17 protein-coding genes are annotated in these 17,221 nt (G+C 35.5%); 14 read left to right on the top strand and 3 right to left on the bottom strand.

The window, feature by feature from the left end:
* Window positions 1–9: 9 nt before the first annotated feature.
* The 4 genes from AC2A1G_RS06205 to AC2A1G_RS06190 all read left to right on the top strand — a co-directional run bounded on the left by AC2A1G_RS06205 (window position 10) and on the right by AC2A1G_RS06190 (window position 3,906).
* The gene (locus tag AC2A1G_RS06205) at window positions 10–750 is read left to right on the top strand and encodes a uroporphyrinogen-III synthase (protein ID WP_484046067.1); all 741 of its coding nucleotides are present in this window, start codon (window positions 10–12) and stop codon (window positions 748–750) included.
* A gap of 125 nt (window positions 751–875) precedes the next feature.
* Window positions 876–2,921: a S9 family peptidase gene (locus AC2A1G_RS06200; protein ID WP_484046066.1), complete on the top strand. Its 2,046-nt coding sequence runs from the start codon at window positions 876–878 to the stop codon at window positions 2,919–2,921.
* Window positions 2,922–2,988: 67 nt separating this feature from the next.
* Window positions 2,989–3,333: a hypothetical protein gene (locus tag AC2A1G_RS06195; RefSeq protein WP_484046065.1), complete on the top strand. Its 345-nt coding sequence runs from the start codon at window positions 2,989–2,991 to the stop codon at window positions 3,331–3,333.
* 183 nt (window positions 3,334–3,516) lie between these two features.
* Window positions 3,517–3,906, top strand: coding sequence for a hypothetical protein (locus AC2A1G_RS06190; protein WP_484046064.1), 390 nt, complete (start codon window positions 3,517–3,519; stop codon window positions 3,904–3,906).
* A gap of 101 nt (window positions 3,907–4,007) precedes the next feature.
* On the opposite strand, the gene AC2A1G_RS06185 is transcribed toward AC2A1G_RS06190, so the two are convergent.
* Window positions 4,008–4,496: an SRPBCC family protein gene (locus AC2A1G_RS06185; protein ID WP_484046063.1), complete on the bottom strand. Its 489-nt coding sequence runs from the start codon at window positions 4,494–4,496 to the stop codon at window positions 4,008–4,010.
* Between the two features lie 186 nt (window positions 4,497–4,682).
* Here AC2A1G_RS06185 and AC2A1G_RS06180 point away from each other — a divergent pair, with 186 nt between their 5' ends.
* The 10 genes from AC2A1G_RS06180 to fabF all read left to right on the top strand — a co-directional run bounded on the left by AC2A1G_RS06180 (window position 4,683) and on the right by fabF (window position 15,071).
* Window positions 4,683–6,230: a sensor histidine kinase gene (locus AC2A1G_RS06180; RefSeq protein WP_484046062.1), complete on the top strand. Its 1,548-nt coding sequence runs from the start codon at window positions 4,683–4,685 to the stop codon at window positions 6,228–6,230.
* Window positions 6,231–6,277: 47 nt separating this feature from the next.
* Window positions 6,278–6,964 carry a response regulator transcription factor gene (locus AC2A1G_RS06175; RefSeq protein ID WP_056075610.1) on the top strand — a complete coding sequence of 229 codons (687 nt, stop codon included), beginning with the start codon at window positions 6,278–6,280 and terminating at the stop codon, window positions 6,962–6,964.
* Between the two features lie 110 nt (window positions 6,965–7,074).
* A complete protein-coding gene (locus AC2A1G_RS06170; protein WP_484046061.1) occupies window positions 7,075–7,731 on the top strand; it encodes a hypothetical protein in 657 nt (218 codons plus the stop codon).
* Between the two features lie 19 nt (window positions 7,732–7,750).
* A complete protein-coding gene (locus tag AC2A1G_RS06165) occupies window positions 7,751–8,440 on the top strand; it encodes a hypothetical protein (protein ID WP_484046060.1) in 690 nt (229 codons plus the stop codon).
* Between the two features lie 34 nt (window positions 8,441–8,474).
* Window positions 8,475–8,840, top strand: a complete 366-nt coding sequence (locus AC2A1G_RS06160) for a hypothetical protein (RefSeq protein ID WP_484046059.1) — start codon at window positions 8,475–8,477, stop codon at window positions 8,838–8,840.
* Window positions 8,841–8,943: 103 nt separating this feature from the next.
* Complete coding sequence (locus AC2A1G_RS06155) at window positions 8,944–11,631, top strand: TonB-dependent receptor domain-containing protein (RefSeq protein WP_484046058.1); 2,688 nt, start codon at window positions 8,944–8,946, stop codon at window positions 11,629–11,631.
* A gap of 256 nt (window positions 11,632–11,887) precedes the next feature.
* Window positions 11,888–12,307 (top strand): OsmC family protein, encoded by a 420-nt coding sequence (locus tag AC2A1G_RS06150; protein WP_484046057.1) that lies wholly within the window; start codon window positions 11,888–11,890, stop codon window positions 12,305–12,307.
* Window positions 12,308–12,580: 273 nt separating this feature from the next.
* Complete coding sequence (locus tag AC2A1G_RS06145; RefSeq protein WP_484046056.1) at window positions 12,581–13,186, top strand: TetR/AcrR family transcriptional regulator; 606 nt, start codon at window positions 12,581–12,583, stop codon at window positions 13,184–13,186.
* A gap of 10 nt (window positions 13,187–13,196) precedes the next feature.
* Complete coding sequence (locus AC2A1G_RS06140) at window positions 13,197–13,622, top strand: PaaI family thioesterase (protein WP_484046055.1); 426 nt, start codon at window positions 13,197–13,199, stop codon at window positions 13,620–13,622.
* Between the two features lie 210 nt (window positions 13,623–13,832).
* Window positions 13,833–15,071 (top strand): beta-ketoacyl-ACP synthase II, encoded by a 1,239-nt coding sequence (gene fabF / locus AC2A1G_RS06135; RefSeq protein ID WP_484046054.1) that lies wholly within the window; start codon window positions 13,833–13,835, stop codon window positions 15,069–15,071.
* Between the two features lie 118 nt (window positions 15,072–15,189).
* Here the strand turns inward: fabF and AC2A1G_RS06130 are convergent, their stop codons facing one another.
* Window positions 15,190–15,807: a hypothetical protein gene (locus tag AC2A1G_RS06130; protein ID WP_484046053.1), complete on the bottom strand. Its 618-nt coding sequence runs from the start codon at window positions 15,805–15,807 to the stop codon at window positions 15,190–15,192.
* Between the two features lie 263 nt (window positions 15,808–16,070).
* Window positions 16,071–16,814 carry a DUF6261 family protein gene (locus AC2A1G_RS06125; protein WP_484046052.1) on the bottom strand — a complete coding sequence of 248 codons (744 nt, stop codon included), beginning with the start codon at window positions 16,812–16,814 and terminating at the stop codon, window positions 16,071–16,073.
* Between the last annotated feature and the right edge of the window lie 407 nt (window positions 16,815–17,221).

The following is a 17,221-nucleotide window of genomic DNA, read 5'->3' as shown; positions in this document are numbered from 1 at the left end:
AACTACAAGATGAGAATAAAGTCTATATTGGTTTCTCAACCAGCGCCCAGCGAGTCTTCTCCGTATTTGGAAATTGCGAAAAAGGAAAAGATAAAGATTGATTTTCGTCCTTTTATCCACGTCGCAGGAGTAGATAACAAAGAACTAAGAACGCAGAAAATTGATCTTACCCAGTTTACAGGGATTATTTTTACCAGTAAAAACGCAATAGATCATTATTTCAGGTTGGCTGAAGAATTAAGATTTAATGTACCCGATACCATGCGTTATATCTGTCAGTCGGAGGCTATTGCCAACTATCTGCAGAAGCACATTGTGTACAGAAAAAGAAAAATCAGCTTTGGCGAAAAGAACTTTGCAGATCTGGCACCGCTTTTCAAAAAATTTCCGTCAGAGAAATATCTTTTGCCTTCATCAGATGTCTTAGGACCAGAAATCCCTAAAACTTTAGATGCCGCAAATATCGAATGGACAAGAGCAATCATGTACAGAACTGTTTGCAGTGATCTTACTGATATCAACATCGCAAATTACGATATGTTGATTTTCTTCAGCCCCCAGGGCATAAAGTCTTTACAACAGAATTTCCCTGATTTTAAACAGGAAGACACAAAAATTGGTGTTTTCGGACCTACCACTTCGGCTGCTGCTGAAGAAGCGGGTTTGAAAGTTGATCTCATGGCTCCCACCAAAGAAAATCCATCAATGACGATGGCTCTGGAAAAATACATAAAAGCACTTCATAAATAAACAAAGAAGTCTTAAAAATAGTAAAGCCGTCTTTCAAGCAATAGAAAGATGGCTTTTTTAATTAAATTTGAACGAAATTTAATATTGAAAGATTTTCTTTATTAAATCACATTTAAAAAATCAAAATGAAAGCTCCACAGGCAGAAAAAATAGAAAAAATCCTCGAAATACACGGCGACAAAAGAGTCGACAATTATTTTTGGATGAACGAAAGAGAAAATCTTGAAGTTGTAAAATATCTTGAAGAAGAAAATGCCTACGCAGATTTTGTGATGAAAGATACGGAAGCCTTTCAGGAAGAGCTTTTTGAAGAAATGAAGGCGCGTTATAAAAAAGACGATGAGTCTTTGCCGTATCTTTTTAATGAATACTGGTACATCGTGCGCTATGAAGAAGGAAAAGAATATCCTATTTTTTGCAGAAAATACAAAACTTTAGAAAGTCCCGAAGAAATTCTTCTTGATGTCAATATTCTGGCAGAAGGTCAGGATTATTTTGAGGTGGGAAGCGTGGCGGTTTCTCCCAATAACGAATTGACGTCATTCTCTAGCGATAATGTGAGCCGTAGAATCTATACCATCAATTTTAAAAACTTAAAAACCGGAGAAATTCTTTCAGATAAAATTGAAAATACGACAGGGAAAGCAGTTTGGGCAAATGATAATAAGCACGTTTTTTACATCAGAAAAGATGAAAGCTTAAGGGCTTTTCAGGTGTACAGACATGAACTGGGAACTGATTCTTCAGAAGATGTTCTGATTTTTCATGAGGAGGATGAAACTTTTGATGTCAATGTTTTTAAAACCAAATCTTTAGAATATATTTTCCTTGCGAGCTCCAGTACGATTTCGGATGAGCACAGATTTATTCCGGCAAGCGATGTTTTTGCAGATTGGAAAATCATTCAGCCAAGAATCGATGATCTGGAGTATTCTGTAGAGCATTATGAAGACGAATTTTACATTATTACCAATGCAGACGATGCTACCAATTTCAAAATTGTAAAAACAAAAATTGACAATTGCCGCATGGAAAACTGGGTGGATGTAATTCCGCATCGTCCAGAAGTTCTGCTGGAAGGTTTTGAAATTTTTAAAAACTATCTTGTCATCGAAGAAAGAGAAGAAGGGTTGCTTCAGATTAAAATTATAGATGAAAAGACGCAGGAATCTTATTATCTGCCATTTTCAGATCCAACTTACACCGCGTACATCGGGACAAATCTGGAATTTGAAACTGAAGTTTTGCGTTACGGTTATACATCTCTCACTCAGCCAAGTTCGACTTATGAATTCAATATGAAGGAAAAAACCACTGTACTTTTAAAGCAACAGGAAGTTTTAGGTGGAAAATTTAATCCTGAAAATTATGTTTCAGAAAGAATTTGGGCAAATTCCAGAGATGGCGAAACAGAAATCCCAATTTCTCTGGTTTATCATAAAGATACAGTAAAATCTGCTGAAACACCCGTTCTTATGTACGGTTACGGAAGTTATGGTCACACAGTTGATGCAAGTTTTTCAAATGTAAGACTGTCGATTTTAGACCGTGGATTTATTTATGCCATCGCACACATCCGTGGAGGAGAATATTTGGGTAGAGAATGGTATGAGGAAGGGAAAATGCTCGAGAAAAAAAATACATTCTTTGATTTTATTGATGCCGGAAAGCATTTAATTAAAGAAAATTATACATCTTCGGAACATTTATATGCGATGGGAGGAAGCGCAGGCGGACTTTTAGTTGGTGCTGTAATAAATTACGAGCCGACCTTGTTCAACGGGATTGTAGCACAGGTTCCTTTTGTCGACGTGGTTACAACGATGTTGGATGAAACGATTCCTTTAACGACCGGAGAATATGACGAATGGGGAAATCCTAATGATGAAGAATATTATCAGTACATGAAAGATTATTCGCCTTATGATAATGTTGAGGCTAAAAGCTATCCGAATTTATTGATCACTACAGGGTTTCACGATTCTCAGGTGCAGTATTGGGAACCCGCAAAATGGACAGCAAAATTAAGAGAATTAAAAACAGATGATAATATTCTCATATTTAAAACCGATATGAGTGCAGGCCATGGCGGTGCAAGCGGAAGATTTGAATCACTGAAAGAAGATGCACTGGAATATGCGTTTTTATTAAAACTGGAAAATAAAATTTAGTATTGTTGGTTGAATGTTCATTTGAGTTCATTTATCACCCAACATCCATCATCCAACATAACAAATAATGATTAACGAAGCAGAATCCTGGGAAAAAATAGATCAGTTTTTCAGAGAAAACTTTGATACTGAGAAAAATGCACCCGTAGAAACTTATTTATTCCTGATTGGTCTTCAGGAATTGGGAAGCGGGCAACAGAAATATACAAAAGATGATAAGGTGAACCTCATTCACATTGCAGTTTGCAGACTTTTGGAGCCTTTCGGATATTACAAATTTTCGCATTACGATGACGATGGTTATCCGCATTGGGAAGAATTGGAACCTCTTCCCGAGCTTAAAGCGAATGAGCAACAGCTTTTAATGAAGAAGGCAATAATTCAGTATTTTCATGATGAGGAATTAATTTGAAAATAATAAAAATGGAGAGTAATTTGTGCTCTCCATTTTTATTGCCAAAATACCACTTTTAGGTGATTTCCTGTGAGCTCTCAAATTTTTAAATTTGATATTTATAATAATTATTGCTTTGTCAGAAAATAACGAAGCTGATTAATAAACAACTTTTTAAATGTATTCTAAATAATATTCGCCATGAAAAAAATCAGCGCACTTTTTCTTTTTTTTATAGGCTTGAATGTGTTTTCTCAAACCTTCAGCATTGGCAAGTATACCGTAATACTCAGTGATATTACCAAAGCAAATGCGACTATAAATTTAGGAGGTAGTTCTATCAACTCAATCAAATATGAGGGGAAATTTATCCTATATAAAAGGAATAATAAAATAGCAGAAGAAAAATTTTATGCTGAAGATATGAAGGGAGATTTTTCCACTTTTGTCCGCGGAAACAACATCAGTTATTCTCCAAAGAAAAATACATACAAATCTAAGTTCAAAGATGAGAAATCATATCCTGATTCTTCTACCTTCAGAGAAATGATAGCAAATTGTATTGTTTACTATGCGGAAGAAATTCACTGATAGTAAGCAAATTCATAAGTAGTTATCATAAAGTATAAAAAAAATCCGGTAACAGAAGTTCCGAATTTTTATGCAATAATTGAATAATGACGAACTTATTTTCAAATAACCAGAATTTCCTCCAGCTGATTCAAACCTCTCTTGAAACCTTGCTCAAAACCCATTTCTACCTGTTTTCTCATATCCTCTTCTGATGGAAAGTGAATATTGATTGTCACTTTCGTTCCTTCTTCCACTCCGGTAAAACCAATCAGCCATTTCGCTTCCGGAAAATCGGGATTGAGATTTCCGTTTTCATCGCAGAAAGAATCGAGACCGTCGAAGCTTCGGTTTTCTGTGATTTCGCCGTATTTTACCTGAGAATAATGTCTTTCGCCTTCCGGACCAATCATCGAGTAGAGCCACGTTCCGCCTTCTTTAAAATCCATGCTTTTCGTTTCACATTTCCACGGTTTTGGAGCCCACCATAGATCGAGTAATTCAGCTTTTGTCAAGTGATCCCAAACTTTTTTGACTTCAGCGTCATAGATTTTAGACACATACACTGTGTTTTCGTCAAAATCTTTGTTGAAAATAATATCAGTACTCATTGTTTTTGTTTTTATTAGAAGCAAAACACCAATTTTCTTACCACTTTTTAATTCTTTTTTAATCTTGAATTTATAATTAAATGTTAAAACCTATAATTTTAAGATAAATTAAACAATATATTGGCGTGTATTTTGTTTATAAAGTCTTAAAATGTTTACTTTTAACATTCTTAACGCTGCTATGTAATGAATAATAAATTTATTCCAATAATTTCGGTCTTTATGACCATTTCTCTTATCGTTTTTGTAACCCTTCAGTTTTACTGGTTGAAGCGTTATTATACTGCGTTGGAACAGGATTTTTCAAATAAAGTATATTCAGTTTTAGAAAATTCCGCTAAAACAGTCTCAGATTTAGAAGTGAAGAAATATCTTAATGAAGATTATAAAAATTTTAGAGATAATATTTTAGCTAATAAAAACCAACCAACTTTAACGACCATTCAGCAGGTAGAAGATTCCGGTAGTCAAAGACAGATTATTTATTCTAAAAATTTGGTTGAAAAAGTACAGTTTCCAATTTCACCAAGAGGCGACACACTGAATCTTACAAAATTATATAGTGATGATGCGGCTTATAAGGTAAAGCGGGATACTACGCAACGTGAGGCTCTTACTGCAGAAATCAATCAGGATATTCAGAATGGAGATTATACGATGAAAGAATTCGTGAAGATTAATGGTAACAATCTTCCAATCAATAAAAGAGTAAATCAGAAAACGCTTGATTCAGTTATTTCAAAGGAATTGCGAATGAAAGGAATCACTGCGGAATATGGTTTCGGGGTAATGGATAAAAACAGCAAGCCAACCAAACTCGAAACTCAGATTTTTAAGGATAAAAAAGAAAGCAACAGCTATTCTTACCCCTTGTTCACAGACAATGACGACCGAACGCTTTACACTTTAGCTTTGGTTTTTCCTAAAAAAGAATATTCCTTGGCAATGAACAACTGGCCGATGCTTTTGGGGACTTTTCTTTCGCTTCTTACGATTTTAGGGATTTACATTATCTCCATTAATTATATGATGCGCCAAAAGAAATTGGCAGAAGTAAAGACCGATTTCATCAACAATATGTCACATGAGTTTAAAACGCCTCTGGCAACCATTTCTGTGGCTACTGATTCTTTGGCGAATGATAAAATAGCCACCAACCCCGAGAAAGTAAGGTATTATTCTGCATTGATTAAGCAGGAAAATTTAAGAATGAAAAAACAGGTGGAAAATGTTTTGAATATGTCTAAACTTGAGCGGAATGAAGTAAAACTTTTCCTCAAAGAAACCAATGTGCGGGAATTGATAAAAGCAACCACAGAATCATTCAATCTTATTGTAGCACAACGAAACGGTAGCTTAAGACAGGAATTTAATGCCACAAAATACACCTTCAAAATCGATGAGTTCCACATCTCAAATATGCTGGTGAATCTTCTGGATAATGCTAATAAATATTCTTCTGAAGCACCTGAAATTTTGGTAAAAACAAGCAATGAAGGAAATTGGTATGTAATGGAAATTTCAGACAAAGGAATGGGAATGGAAACCCAGAATAAAACGAAAATCTTTGAGAAATTCTTTCGTGAAGAAACCGGAAATATTCACAATGTAAAAGGGCAGGGGCTTGGTCTTTCTTACGTGAAAAAGATTGTAGAACTGCACAAAGGTCAGGTCATTGTAGATTCAAATAAAGGTGAAGGAAGTACGTTTATTATCAAGCTTCCAATGGCTTAAAAATAAAATCAATTATTAAAATTTAAAATAAACAAAAAAAATAAAATATGAGCAACAGAATATTGTTAGTAGAAGACGACCAGAGTTTTGGCGCTGTACTGAAAGATTATCTTACCATCAACAACTTCGAGGTAACTTTGGCAATCGACGGAGAGCAGGGGTTGAAAGAATTTACCGAAAACGAATTCGATATCTGTATTTTTGATGTGATGATGCCAAAAAAAGACGGATTTTCATTAGCTGAAGACGTGAAAAAAATTGATAAAAACACGCCGATTATCTTCCTTACTGCAAGAAATATGCGTGAAGATATCTTGAAAGGTTATCAGTTGGGAGCAGACGATTATATCACAAAACCATTTGATACTGAATTGCTTTTGTATAAAATTAAAGCGATTCTTCAGAGAAGTTCCACGCTGGAAAATGAAGAGCAGGAGCAGTTTAAAATCAGCAATATCTTCTTCGATTCTATGTTGAGACAGTTAAGAGTTGGCGATAACGAATACAAGCTTTCTCCAAAGGAAAACGAACTTCTGAAATTACTTTGTCTTCACAGAAACGACTTTATGCCGAGAGATTTGGCATTAAGAAAAATCTGGAAAAAAGAAAACTACTTTACCGCTAGAAGTATGGATGTTTATATTGCTAAACTTCGTAAACTGCTGAAAGACGATGATGGTTTAGAAATTATCAATGTACATGGTGAAGGTTTCAGACTTTTGGTGAAAAACTAAAAGCTTTTTAAAGAACTTTAGATATAAATTGGCAAAGCATTTAAAAATGTTTTGCTAATTTTGTTTCCAAAGGATTTGAAACTGAATCTTTAAACAACAGATATCAACCTATGAAAAATATATTTTTAGCATTATTTTCAGTTACTTTTTTGGCAGTTTCCTGTAAAAAAGATGAAAAACCAACTTATCTTAAAGACGAAAATGGAAATCCGCAACCTACTGCGGGACTTAATAATGCCCCAAAAGCTTCTTTAATGAATCAGGCAGGTGTAGCCAGTAATACTGCAATGCCACAAGGTGTACAGCAAGTTTCAGCACCTGCGGGAATGTTGAATCCTGCTCACGGTCAGCCAGGTCACCGTTGTGAAATCCCTGTTGGGCAGCCTTTAAATTCCGCTCCGGCTCCAGGTGCAGCTCCTTCAAATCAAAATATCAATGTCAACGGAGGTCAGACCATCAATATCGATCCCAACTCTGTAAGTCCGGGAAAAATTGCCATCGACAACAGCGGAAAAGCTGTAAAAACTGCTCCTGGAATGAACCCTCCTCACGGTCAGCCAGGTCACAGATGTGATATCCCTGTTGGTGAACCTTTAAGTTCGAAACCAGCAGCGCAGCCTGCTCAAAATAATGTTCCGGTTCAGGCACCGCAACCGACTCCGGCTCCACAACCAGTAGTAGCGAATACAGGTCCAAAACCCGCTACCAATCCTGCTCACGGGCAACCTTGGCATGATTGTGCTAAACAGGTGGGTGCGCCACTTTAATTTGTCCAAATAAATGCTGTTGCTTGAAATTGATAGAAAAATAGGAGGTCCTATTCATCAAGATGATTTGATGTACGTCTTAGATAAGTATGTAACCCCAACATACAGTGATCTCTATGGAAATGAATACAATGTATCAGCTACACTTAATGATGGTACGTTTCTTCCCTGTGTCACTTTTAGACATCTTGGTAAAGCAATAAAATTAGAGTTTGATAACCTGCATGAGATTATTTTTTCGGGTGTAACAATGAGGACGCAAATACACCAAGATGATGTGAATAAACATGTTTTGAAAACACTGCTTCATCAAAATACAATCTCTCTATCCGACATAGCAAAAGTTGAAAAATGTCCCTATTCGATGCCGGATAAGTTTAGAAAAGAATTAAAATTTCATCCCACCCATTACTTTCTTGCAAAATTTAATAATGGAAGCTTTGAAAACTTCCGTGGTTCAGAGAACGGATTTTATGAAGCTCCTTTCAATGAAAACTTGGAAAACATCATTGAAATATTTCATTCTAAGATGATCTTACAAAATGGTGAAATTCTTGAATTAAAAAACTATTCAGATTGGATGAAACATCAGGATGAATTTAAAACAATTCATGTCGGAAAACCTTCTTTTGCGTGTTATTTTGGTGATGAAGATGAAGGTGGTTTTGAAAAGAAAATTCAAAAAGTCCGAATTAATTTCAGAGAATGACTTGTATCAATAACAATTTCGTAACTTTGTGGCCGTGAAACCCATTCAATTCATATTAATTATCTTCTGCTTAGGAATTTTTCTGATTCCTAAAGATAATTTCTATGCGCAGGCTTCACAGGAAAACTGTTGTAAAACAGAGTCTAAAACAGAATCATGTTGCGAAAAAAATCACGCAGATCACGATTCTAAAGATGGAAAAAAATCCAATCAGTCATGCAATGACGACTGTTGTTCGTTCTGCATGACCTGTCACACTTTCGTTGAAAATTCTTTTGCGAAAATCAATTTCTGGGAAATTCCAGCATTTTCCACAATTCAAAAAATTCAGTTTCAATACGCTGATCCTTTTATTTCAAACAGTTTAGAAGAAATCTGGCAACCGCCAAAGCTTGGATAGTTTTCAATGTAGCAATGTATCAGTGTAGCAATTCACCAATGAATGTTATACTGTGGCATTCCAATTAATTACATTAATTCAATTATTCAAAATTTTAAACAAAATGAAATTATATATTACCAAGGTAATCCTTGGAGCATTCTTATTATTTACAACCTTCATCTCCGCTCAAGATCTTTCAAAAAATAAGTTTCAGGTTAAAGGAAACTGTGAAATGTGTAAAGAAAGAATTGAATCTACAGCTGAAAAGGCAGGAGCGAAAAACGCGGTTTACTCAATCGACTCTCAGACATTGACTTTTGAAACCAAAGAAAATGTTTCACCAGATCAAATTTTGCTTAAAATCGCAGAAGCCGGTCACGATAATGAAAAATACAAAGCTACCGATGATTCTTACAAAAATCTTCCGGGTTGTTGTCATTACAAAAGAGATTCTCAATCGACTCCTAATGTTGCTGAAAATCATAATCATTCTGAAAACAGAAATGAATTTTTTGTAAAAGGAAACTGCGAATCTTGTAAAGCCAGAATTGAAAAAGCAGCAAAAGATGCAGGTGCAGACTCCGTAGAATGGAACGCTGAAAAACAAACTGTTCAGCTTCAATTCGATGAAAACAAAACTTCTGCAGATAAAATTCTAATGAAAATTGCTGAGGTTGGTCATGACAACGAAAAGTATAAAACGACAGATTCGGTTTACAAAAAACTACCATCTTGCTGTTTGTATGATAGAGAAATTCCGTTCGGAGAAGCCAATCCAAAAGTTCATATGGATGAAGCAGGAAAACAGGAACAACATTCTTCAGCTGAAAAAAATCAGCAAGACGGCCACAATCACAATGAAAAAAATATCGAAGGAGTTACGGTGACGGCTTCAAAAGCTGCGACTTCTTTAAGTAAAAAAGAGGCAGGACTTACGTTTAACATAGATTCTAAGGAACTTTTGAAAGCTGCCTGTTGTAATCTATCTGAAAGTTTTGAAACCAATGCCACCGTTGATGTTTCTTTCAGCAATGCGGTTACCGGAACAAAACAATTGAAAATGTTAGGTTTAGATCAGAAGTATACAAGCTTAACGAAAGAACTTTTACCTGAAATCAGAGGTTTGGCTTCGGCGTATGGTTTAAATTTTATTCCTGGAAGATGGATTGAAAGTATTCAGCTTACAAAAGGTGGAAGTACCGTTACAAATGGTTATGAAAGTATTACAGGGCAAATCAACACGGAATTGATCAAGCATTCAGAAAAATCTGAAACGTCTTTAAATCTTTTCGCAGATTTCAACGGAAGAGCAGAAGCTAATATTACTCATGTTGAACCAATTAATGATCATTGGACTCAAACTTTCCTTCTTCACGGAAACGGAACTTTTGGCGATACCGACATGAATGATGACACATTTCTTGACAGGCCAAAAGGTACTCAGTTAAATGCAGCTTATTTGTTGAATTATAATGATTTAGAACATTCTGGTTTCGGTTCGCATTTCGGGATAAATTTTATTAAAGATGAAAGGACTGCCGGACAGATCGGTTTTGATAAGAAAATTCCTCAAAATCAGCAATCGCTTTACGGAGTTGGAATAGACATCTCAAGATTTCAGGTGTGGAACAAAACAGGCTATGTTTTCAAAGGTAAACCTTACCAAAGCTTAGGCTGGATGAATCAATATGTATATCATCAGCAAGACAGCTTTTTTGGGTTGAGAAACTACTCAGGGAATCAACACACCTATTATTCAAATTTAATTTTTGAAAGTATCATTGGAAATACCAATCATAAGTACAAAACCGGAGCTAGTTTTATGTATGACGGTTACGAAGAAAAATATCTGAATGATGAATTTGCAAGAAACGAAATCGTTCCCGGAGCTTTTGCAGAATATACGTTAACAGGAGCAAAATATACTTTGGTAGCAGGAGCACGTGTAGATTTTCACAATTTGGCAGGAACTCAGTTTACACCAAGAATGAATTTTAAATACGACTTCACCCCGAAAACTATTTTGAGACTTTCTGCAGGTCGTGGTTTCAGAACTGCTTCTGTTTTTGCGGAAAACCAACAGTATTTTGCATCCAACAGAAATATTCAGCTGATGCAGAATGGAGGAAATATTTATGGCTTAAAACCTGAAATTGCATGGAATTACGGAGCAAGTTTGCAACAGGAATTCAAATTATTCGGAAGAAAATCAACCATTATCGCAGATTTCTTCAGAACAGATTTCCAGGATCAGGTTTTGGTAGATCTTGACCGTTCGCCACAGCAACTTACATTCTATAATCTGGAAGGAAAATCTTTTGCAAATTCATTCCAGACTCAGTTTGATTTTAGTCCGTTCAAAAATTTTGAAGTGAGATTGGCATATAAATATTATGATGTTCAGGCTGATTATCTGGATGGAAGAAGACAGGTTCCTTTTATGGCGAAACACAGAGGTTTTGTGAATTTGGCGTATGCGACCAACAAAAATAAAAATGAAGGTTTCTGGAGTTTTGACACGACTTTAAACCTTGTTGGGAAGCAGAGATTGCCGATTACATCAAGCAATCCTGCAGAATTTCAGTTGCCGACTTACTCAGATTCTTATGCCGTGTTGAATGCACAGATTTCAAGAAATTTCAATCAGAAAATCAGAGCGTATGTTGGTGGTGAAAATCTTACTTCTTATCATCAGAAAAACGCCATTGTGGATTTCAGAAATCCTTTCGGAAATTATTTTGACGGAGGAATGGTTTACGCACCCATCATGAAAGCAAATATTTATGTAGGTCTTGATGTAAGCTTCTAATTGATCTAAATATAAAAATGAAAGCGGGTAATTTCTGATTGCCCGCTTTTTTATTTGCCAAACTTTCAAAAAGATTATTCACTATGAAAATCTTTGATTTTCAAACCAATATGTTCTAAAATATTCGTAAACATTCAGATAAAAAACTTTGTGACTCATGTGTTAAGTAATTCTTTTCTCAGTTTTAAAATCAATCCCGAATTCATGGTTTCAATTTTGTATCTTTATTTGAAATTTAAACATCAAATATTTTACTATGAAACGCAACGCAACCGCCGTTTGGAACGGTACCATCAAAGAAGGAAAAGGTCACATCACCACGCAGAGTACCACTTTAAACCAAACTCAATATTCTTTTGGAAGCCGTTTTGAGGAAGGTGTGGGAACCAACCCTGAAGAATTACTGGCAGCCGCTCACGCAGGATGTTTCACGATGAAGCTCAGTGCAGAATTAACGCAGGCAGGTTTTACACCGGACGAACTGACTACAAAATCAGTGATTACTCTGGATCCTGCAGCAGGAAAAATTACAAAATCTGAATTGACATTAACCGCAAAAATTCCGGGAATTTCTGAGGAAGATTTTCAGAAGTATGCAAAAATCGCTGAAGAAGGTTGTCCTGTAAGTCAGGCTTTTAGTTTTGAAATTTCTTTGAATGCTACTTTGGTTAACTAACAATTAAAAACCACAGTTTGTTATTCCGGAGGAATCTCGCTGGGATTATTAGAGAACTAATTGTAAAATCTCTGTTTAGGTTCCTACGGAATGATAGACTAAATGGATAAATTAATGATGAGAATTTCATCAATAGAAACGGGCTTCAGCCCGTTTTTTCATTTATACAAGAATGTATTGGCTTTGGCCAAAACCTATTTCTAAACTAAAAATACATTAAATATACCAATCGGTATATTTTTCATATCTTTGCATCAGAATTTGATTTTAATCATGTCAAAAGCCGAAAAGACAAGACAATTTATCATTGAAAAAACTGCATCTTTGTTTAATACCAAAGGTTATACAGCTACGTCTCTAAGCGATATCACAGAAGCAACAGGTTTAACCAAAGGAAGCATTTACGGAAATTTTGAAAATAAAGATGAGGTTGCGATTGAGGTTTACAAATACAATTCCGGTGTGCTTAGAAAAAATCTTTCAAGGTCATTCAGCGATGAATTTCCAACGATGACTGATAAGCTGCACGCATTTGTTTCCTTCTACAGGAAAAACTGGAAATTTGTTTTTGAAAGTGGCGGATGTCCTTTGATGAATGCTGCTACGGAATCTGATGATACTTTTCCGGAACTGAAAAATCAGGTAAAATTATCATTTGAGGTTTGGATGAAAACTATTTCTGATATCATCACAACCGGGCAAGAAAGCAAAGAGTTTCGAAAAGATATCAATCCGGATGATTATGCATCACTTTTCATTATCTTTCTCGAAGGCGGAATTTTATTGTCTAAAACCACAGGAAATGAAAAACATTTGAACCTTGCTTTAGATAAAATTCTTGAACTCACCGACAAAGAAATCAAACAGAATCCTTTATAAAGAATTAGATATGGATAAATTAAAGGCATTACAATCATTTATAGGAAAAGAATTTACAGATTCTCCGTCTCCTTTTATGAAGTGGCTCAATCCAACGGTTGTTTCTGCTGAAGAAGGCAGGATTGAATTTCAGTACACCGTTCGTGAAGAATGGCTGAATCCTATGGGAAATATGCACGGTGGAATTACGGCAGCAATCATAGACGACATCATCGGAGCCACAATGTTTTCTCTGAATGAAAGTAATTTTATCGTCACCATCAACAACAGCATCGATTATTTTTCGACAGCAAAGCTGAATGAAAATATCATCGCAGAAACCAAAATCATTAAAAGAGGAAAACAGTTCGTCAATGCCGAATGCGAAGTCTGGAATGCAGATAAAACAAGACTCATCGCAAGAGGAACTTCCAATTTATTTAAAATCAACAATTAAACTTTTCTATTCAGCGCAATTGATATCAATTGAATAACTTGGTGGCCTTTTTTAAGTTTACGGCTTTGTAAACCTTAAAGAAGAAATCGTTTTTATGAAAACATTGTGCACTTTGTGTTCGAAATTACTGCAGTTTAAGTAAATAGATTATCATATTCAATTTGAAAAGATTTAATTTAGAAAATATTCAAAAATAATATTCATCAATACATGAAAAGAGTTGTCATTACAGGAATGGGCGCAGTGACGCCACTGGGAAATAATGTCGAAGAATTCTGGCAAAACAGCATCAACGGGAAAAGCGGAACGGCTTTAATTACCCATTTCGATTCAGAGAAATTTAAAGTTCATTTTGCTAATGAGGTCAAAAATTTTGATCCTAAAGTATATTTAAATCACAACGAAATAAAGAGAAGCGATCTGTTTTCTCAATATGCAATGTACGCATCTGCTGAAGCTTTGCAGGATTCCGGTTTGGATCTTGAAAATATGGATCCTTTCGATACCGGTGTGATCTGGGGAACCGGCCAAGGTGGAATGTGGACTTTCGAATCGGAAGTGATGAACTTTGCTGCCAATGATCAAAACCCAAGATTCAATCCTTTTTTCGTTCCGAAATTCATTGCCAATATGGCTTCGGGAATGATTTCGATGAAATTTGGTCTGCAGGGAATCAATTACACCACTATTTCTGCATGTGCTACAGGAAATACAGCTTTGATGGATGCTTTTAATTACATCAGATTAGGAAAAGCAAAAGCCATCGTGAGCGGAGGTTCAGAAGCAGCTATTACTCCGGCTTCGGTTGGTGGTTTTTCTGTGATGAAAGCCATGTCTACTAGAAACGATGATTTTGCTACAGCAAGCCGACCTTACGATGCCGACCGTGATGGTTTTGTAATGGGAGAAGGTGCAGGAGCTTTGGTTTTAGAAGAATACGAACACGCCAAAGCGCGGGGTGCAAAAATCTACGCAGAATTAGCCGGAGCAGCGATGACAGCAGATGCTTATCACATGACGGCGCCACATCCTGATGGTGTTGGAGCGATTAAAGCAATGGAGTTGGCATTACAAGAAGCCGGAGCGAATGTGGAAGATGTAGATTATGTAAATCCTCACGCCACTTCTACGCCTTTAGGAGATTTAATAGAAATCAACGCCATCAACAAACTGTTTAAAGGAAGCAAAAATCTGGACATCAGTGCTACCAAATCTATGACCGGTCATTTGTTGGGTGCCGCTGGAGCAGCAGAAGCTATTCTTTCAATAAAAGCGATTGAAAAAGGAATTATTCCGCCAACCATTAATCTTCATAAGATAGATGATAATATTCCTAAAGATGTCAATATTGTTTTTGGCGAGGCTAAAGAGAAAAACATCAATTTTGCCTTGAGTAATGCTTTTGGTTTTGGAGGGCATAATGCGACTTTGGTGTTTAAGAAGATTTAAACGACATTCTTTGTATTTACTGAAAAAACGCTGTCAGGGTTTCAAACCCTGACAGCGTTGCTAGTTAAAATATGCTCTTTAGAGCGAATTTTACCGATACTCGTTATGTTACGTTTTTTTAAATGTCGATTCTAACATTTGGTTCGTAGTGATAGATTCCATCTGACTTAATATTAAATTCGCCAGTTTTTTTAACTTCAATAACAAATGCTTCTTTTTTATAAGGTGAGTATGTGATTTTTGATAAGTAAATTATAAATTTATCATTAAATTCTTTGTAAATATTTCCATTTTTATAATTCTTATCAATCACATAATTATTTAACAATGCAAGAAAGAGTGCTTCCTCAATATTATCTATTTTTCCCAGAAAATTCATTATTTGTTCTTCCGAAATATATTCACTTTTTTTTCCATTTTCTGTATAAAAATAATAATAACATCCTCCAGGTAAACAAGGATAAAAGCCATTCAAGAAATTTTCATTTCTTTCAGTGGATAATTTAATTACTCCTTTTTGATATCTAATCTCATTATTTTCTCCGTTAGAATAAATCAATGCCCAATTTTTATATTTAATATTTGGCTTGATTTTCTTAATTAAATCAATATCAACGGGGCTATAATATTTAGGTATATCTAAAAACCCATTATTCATACTCTTTTGTGAATAAACAGAAATCGTTATTAAGCAGAAACTCAAAATTGAAATTGTTTTTTTCATCAAGTGTTCCATAACATTTGGCTTTACGCAATGCTTCAATCCAACCTATATGATCTTCGCAAAGCAGATTATGAAACAAATATAAATTTTATTTTGATGGATTGCATATTAGTTTCTTACGATTTCTTTTTTCTGTTAACCATGGCTTTGCATTGCTAAATTTTTTATTCTGGGTAATTCCTTTTCGCAATTACGGTTCGGTTCAGTGGTTTACTCTGTCGTTTCTCCTGGTAATGACGCATCAAAGAATCTCGCAATGATGGTGGAAATGATGCTTATTGCTCTTGAGCCGGCGGCTTCTTCCCAGCTCTTCTCGATAAAACTACGGTAGAAAAATACGTTCTTCCATTATTAATGATTCCCAAAACATCTTTATAAAAAGCATCCTGCTTCACAGGAGCATTGGAGGCGATGTAGTTTACCATCGTTTTATATTCTTCGGCAAGTGTTTTTCTTAAAGCTTTCACATCGTAAACTTCTTTTTGTGATGTCTTGAAAGACCGTTGCGAAAACAAATCATTAAAAGCCACATTAGCATTTTTTATTCGGGTAACAAATTTTTCAATGTTCAGCTCGGTAACGTGGCTGCTGTAATCAGCAGATTCCAGGCGGCTCGTAAGCTCTGCCAGTTCGTTGGTTTCGGCTTCGAAGGAAGCATCGTGGGTTTCTTTGTATTCTGCAAGAAGCAGGGAGAGGGCTTTGTGGGCATTGATTTCAGCTTCCTCCTCGCTGTTGCGGTACGGTTTCAGTGCATTGCGGAGGTTTTGCAAAGCGGCATCTCTCAAGGCATCCAGTTTGGCGATAGCTTCAGATTCTTCGCTGGCTTTTATTTGGTTGAGAGCACTGTTGAAGGCAGGAAGTTGCGCCTGCAGAGCATCGTAAAGTCTTTTAAAGTCTGCATCGTTGTCAGCATTAAGATTGGTTTGTGCAAAATCTTCAAAAAATCTTTTAATAAACTGTCCGAATTCGGAGTGGTGGAGTCTCACGAGATTAAGTGAAACAAGTTCTGATGTACTCATAATGTGTTTGTTTTAAAATTAATATTAGGTTTAAAATGTTTGAATATTTTAAAAGCTATTCTTAAATCCTAAGGATTTAACTGATATTTTTTTGATATGAAAACCTGAGGATTTTAGTCTAATCTATTTTAGTTCGTACTAAATCCTGAGCATTTGGTGCAACACTAACCTAAGGAAGGCGAAAACCTGAGGATTTTGTATTATCCAGTTTAGGTTCTTATTAAATCCTGAGGATTTGAGGCGAAACTATTTTAGGGGAGGTAAAAACCTTGGGTTTTTTAGTAAACCACTTTTTGAGCACAGAAAGTGCAGGATTTTTTGTCATCATTTTGTTTTGTTTGATTCAAATGTATTAAATATTCTGTATCGTTTTTCAATATTCGATGAAAAATTTTAAATTTTCCTTA

Source organism: Chryseobacterium sp. HNCC26DJ240, from assembly GCF_057180485.1.
This window is presented reverse-complemented; position numbering and strand designations above follow the sequence as displayed.

Coding starts and splice junctions, on each gene's coding strand:
- AC2A1G_RS06205 (WP_484046067.1), top strand. CDS start 10: ATGAGAATAAAGTCTATATTGGTTTCTCAACCAGCGCCCAGCGAGTCT.
- AC2A1G_RS06200 (WP_484046066.1), top strand. CDS start 876: ATGAAAGCTCCACAGGCAGAAAAAATAGAAAAAATCCTCGAAATACAC.
- AC2A1G_RS06195 (WP_484046065.1), top strand. CDS start 2,989: ATGATTAACGAAGCAGAATCCTGGGAAAAAATAGATCAGTTTTTCAGA.
- AC2A1G_RS06190 (WP_484046064.1), top strand. CDS start 3,517: ATGAAAAAAATCAGCGCACTTTTTCTTTTTTTTATAGGCTTGAATGTG.
- AC2A1G_RS06185 (WP_484046063.1), bottom strand. CDS start 4,496: ATGAGTACTGATATTATTTTCAACAAAGATTTTGACGAAAACACAGTG.
- AC2A1G_RS06180 (WP_484046062.1), top strand. CDS start 4,683: ATGAATAATAAATTTATTCCAATAATTTCGGTCTTTATGACCATTTCT.
- AC2A1G_RS06175 (WP_056075610.1), top strand. CDS start 6,278: ATGAGCAACAGAATATTGTTAGTAGAAGACGACCAGAGTTTTGGCGCT.
- AC2A1G_RS06170 (WP_484046061.1), top strand. CDS start 7,075: ATGAAAAATATATTTTTAGCATTATTTTCAGTTACTTTTTTGGCAGTT.
- AC2A1G_RS06155 (WP_484046058.1), top strand. CDS start 8,944: ATGAAATTATATATTACCAAGGTAATCCTTGGAGCATTCTTATTATTT.
- AC2A1G_RS06150 (WP_484046057.1), top strand. CDS start 11,888: ATGAAACGCAACGCAACCGCCGTTTGGAACGGTACCATCAAAGAAGGA.
- AC2A1G_RS06145 (WP_484046056.1), top strand. CDS start 12,581: ATGTCAAAAGCCGAAAAGACAAGACAATTTATCATTGAAAAAACTGCA.
- AC2A1G_RS06140 (WP_484046055.1), top strand. CDS start 13,197: ATGGATAAATTAAAGGCATTACAATCATTTATAGGAAAAGAATTTACA.
- fabF (WP_484046054.1), top strand. CDS start 13,833: ATGAAAAGAGTTGTCATTACAGGAATGGGCGCAGTGACGCCACTGGGA.
- AC2A1G_RS06130 (WP_484046053.1), bottom strand. CDS start 15,807: ATGGAACACTTGATGAAAAAAACAATTTCAATTTTGAGTTTCTGCTTA.
- AC2A1G_RS06125 (WP_484046052.1), bottom strand. CDS start 16,814: ATGAGTACATCAGAACTTGTTTCACTTAATCTCGTGAGACTCCACCAC.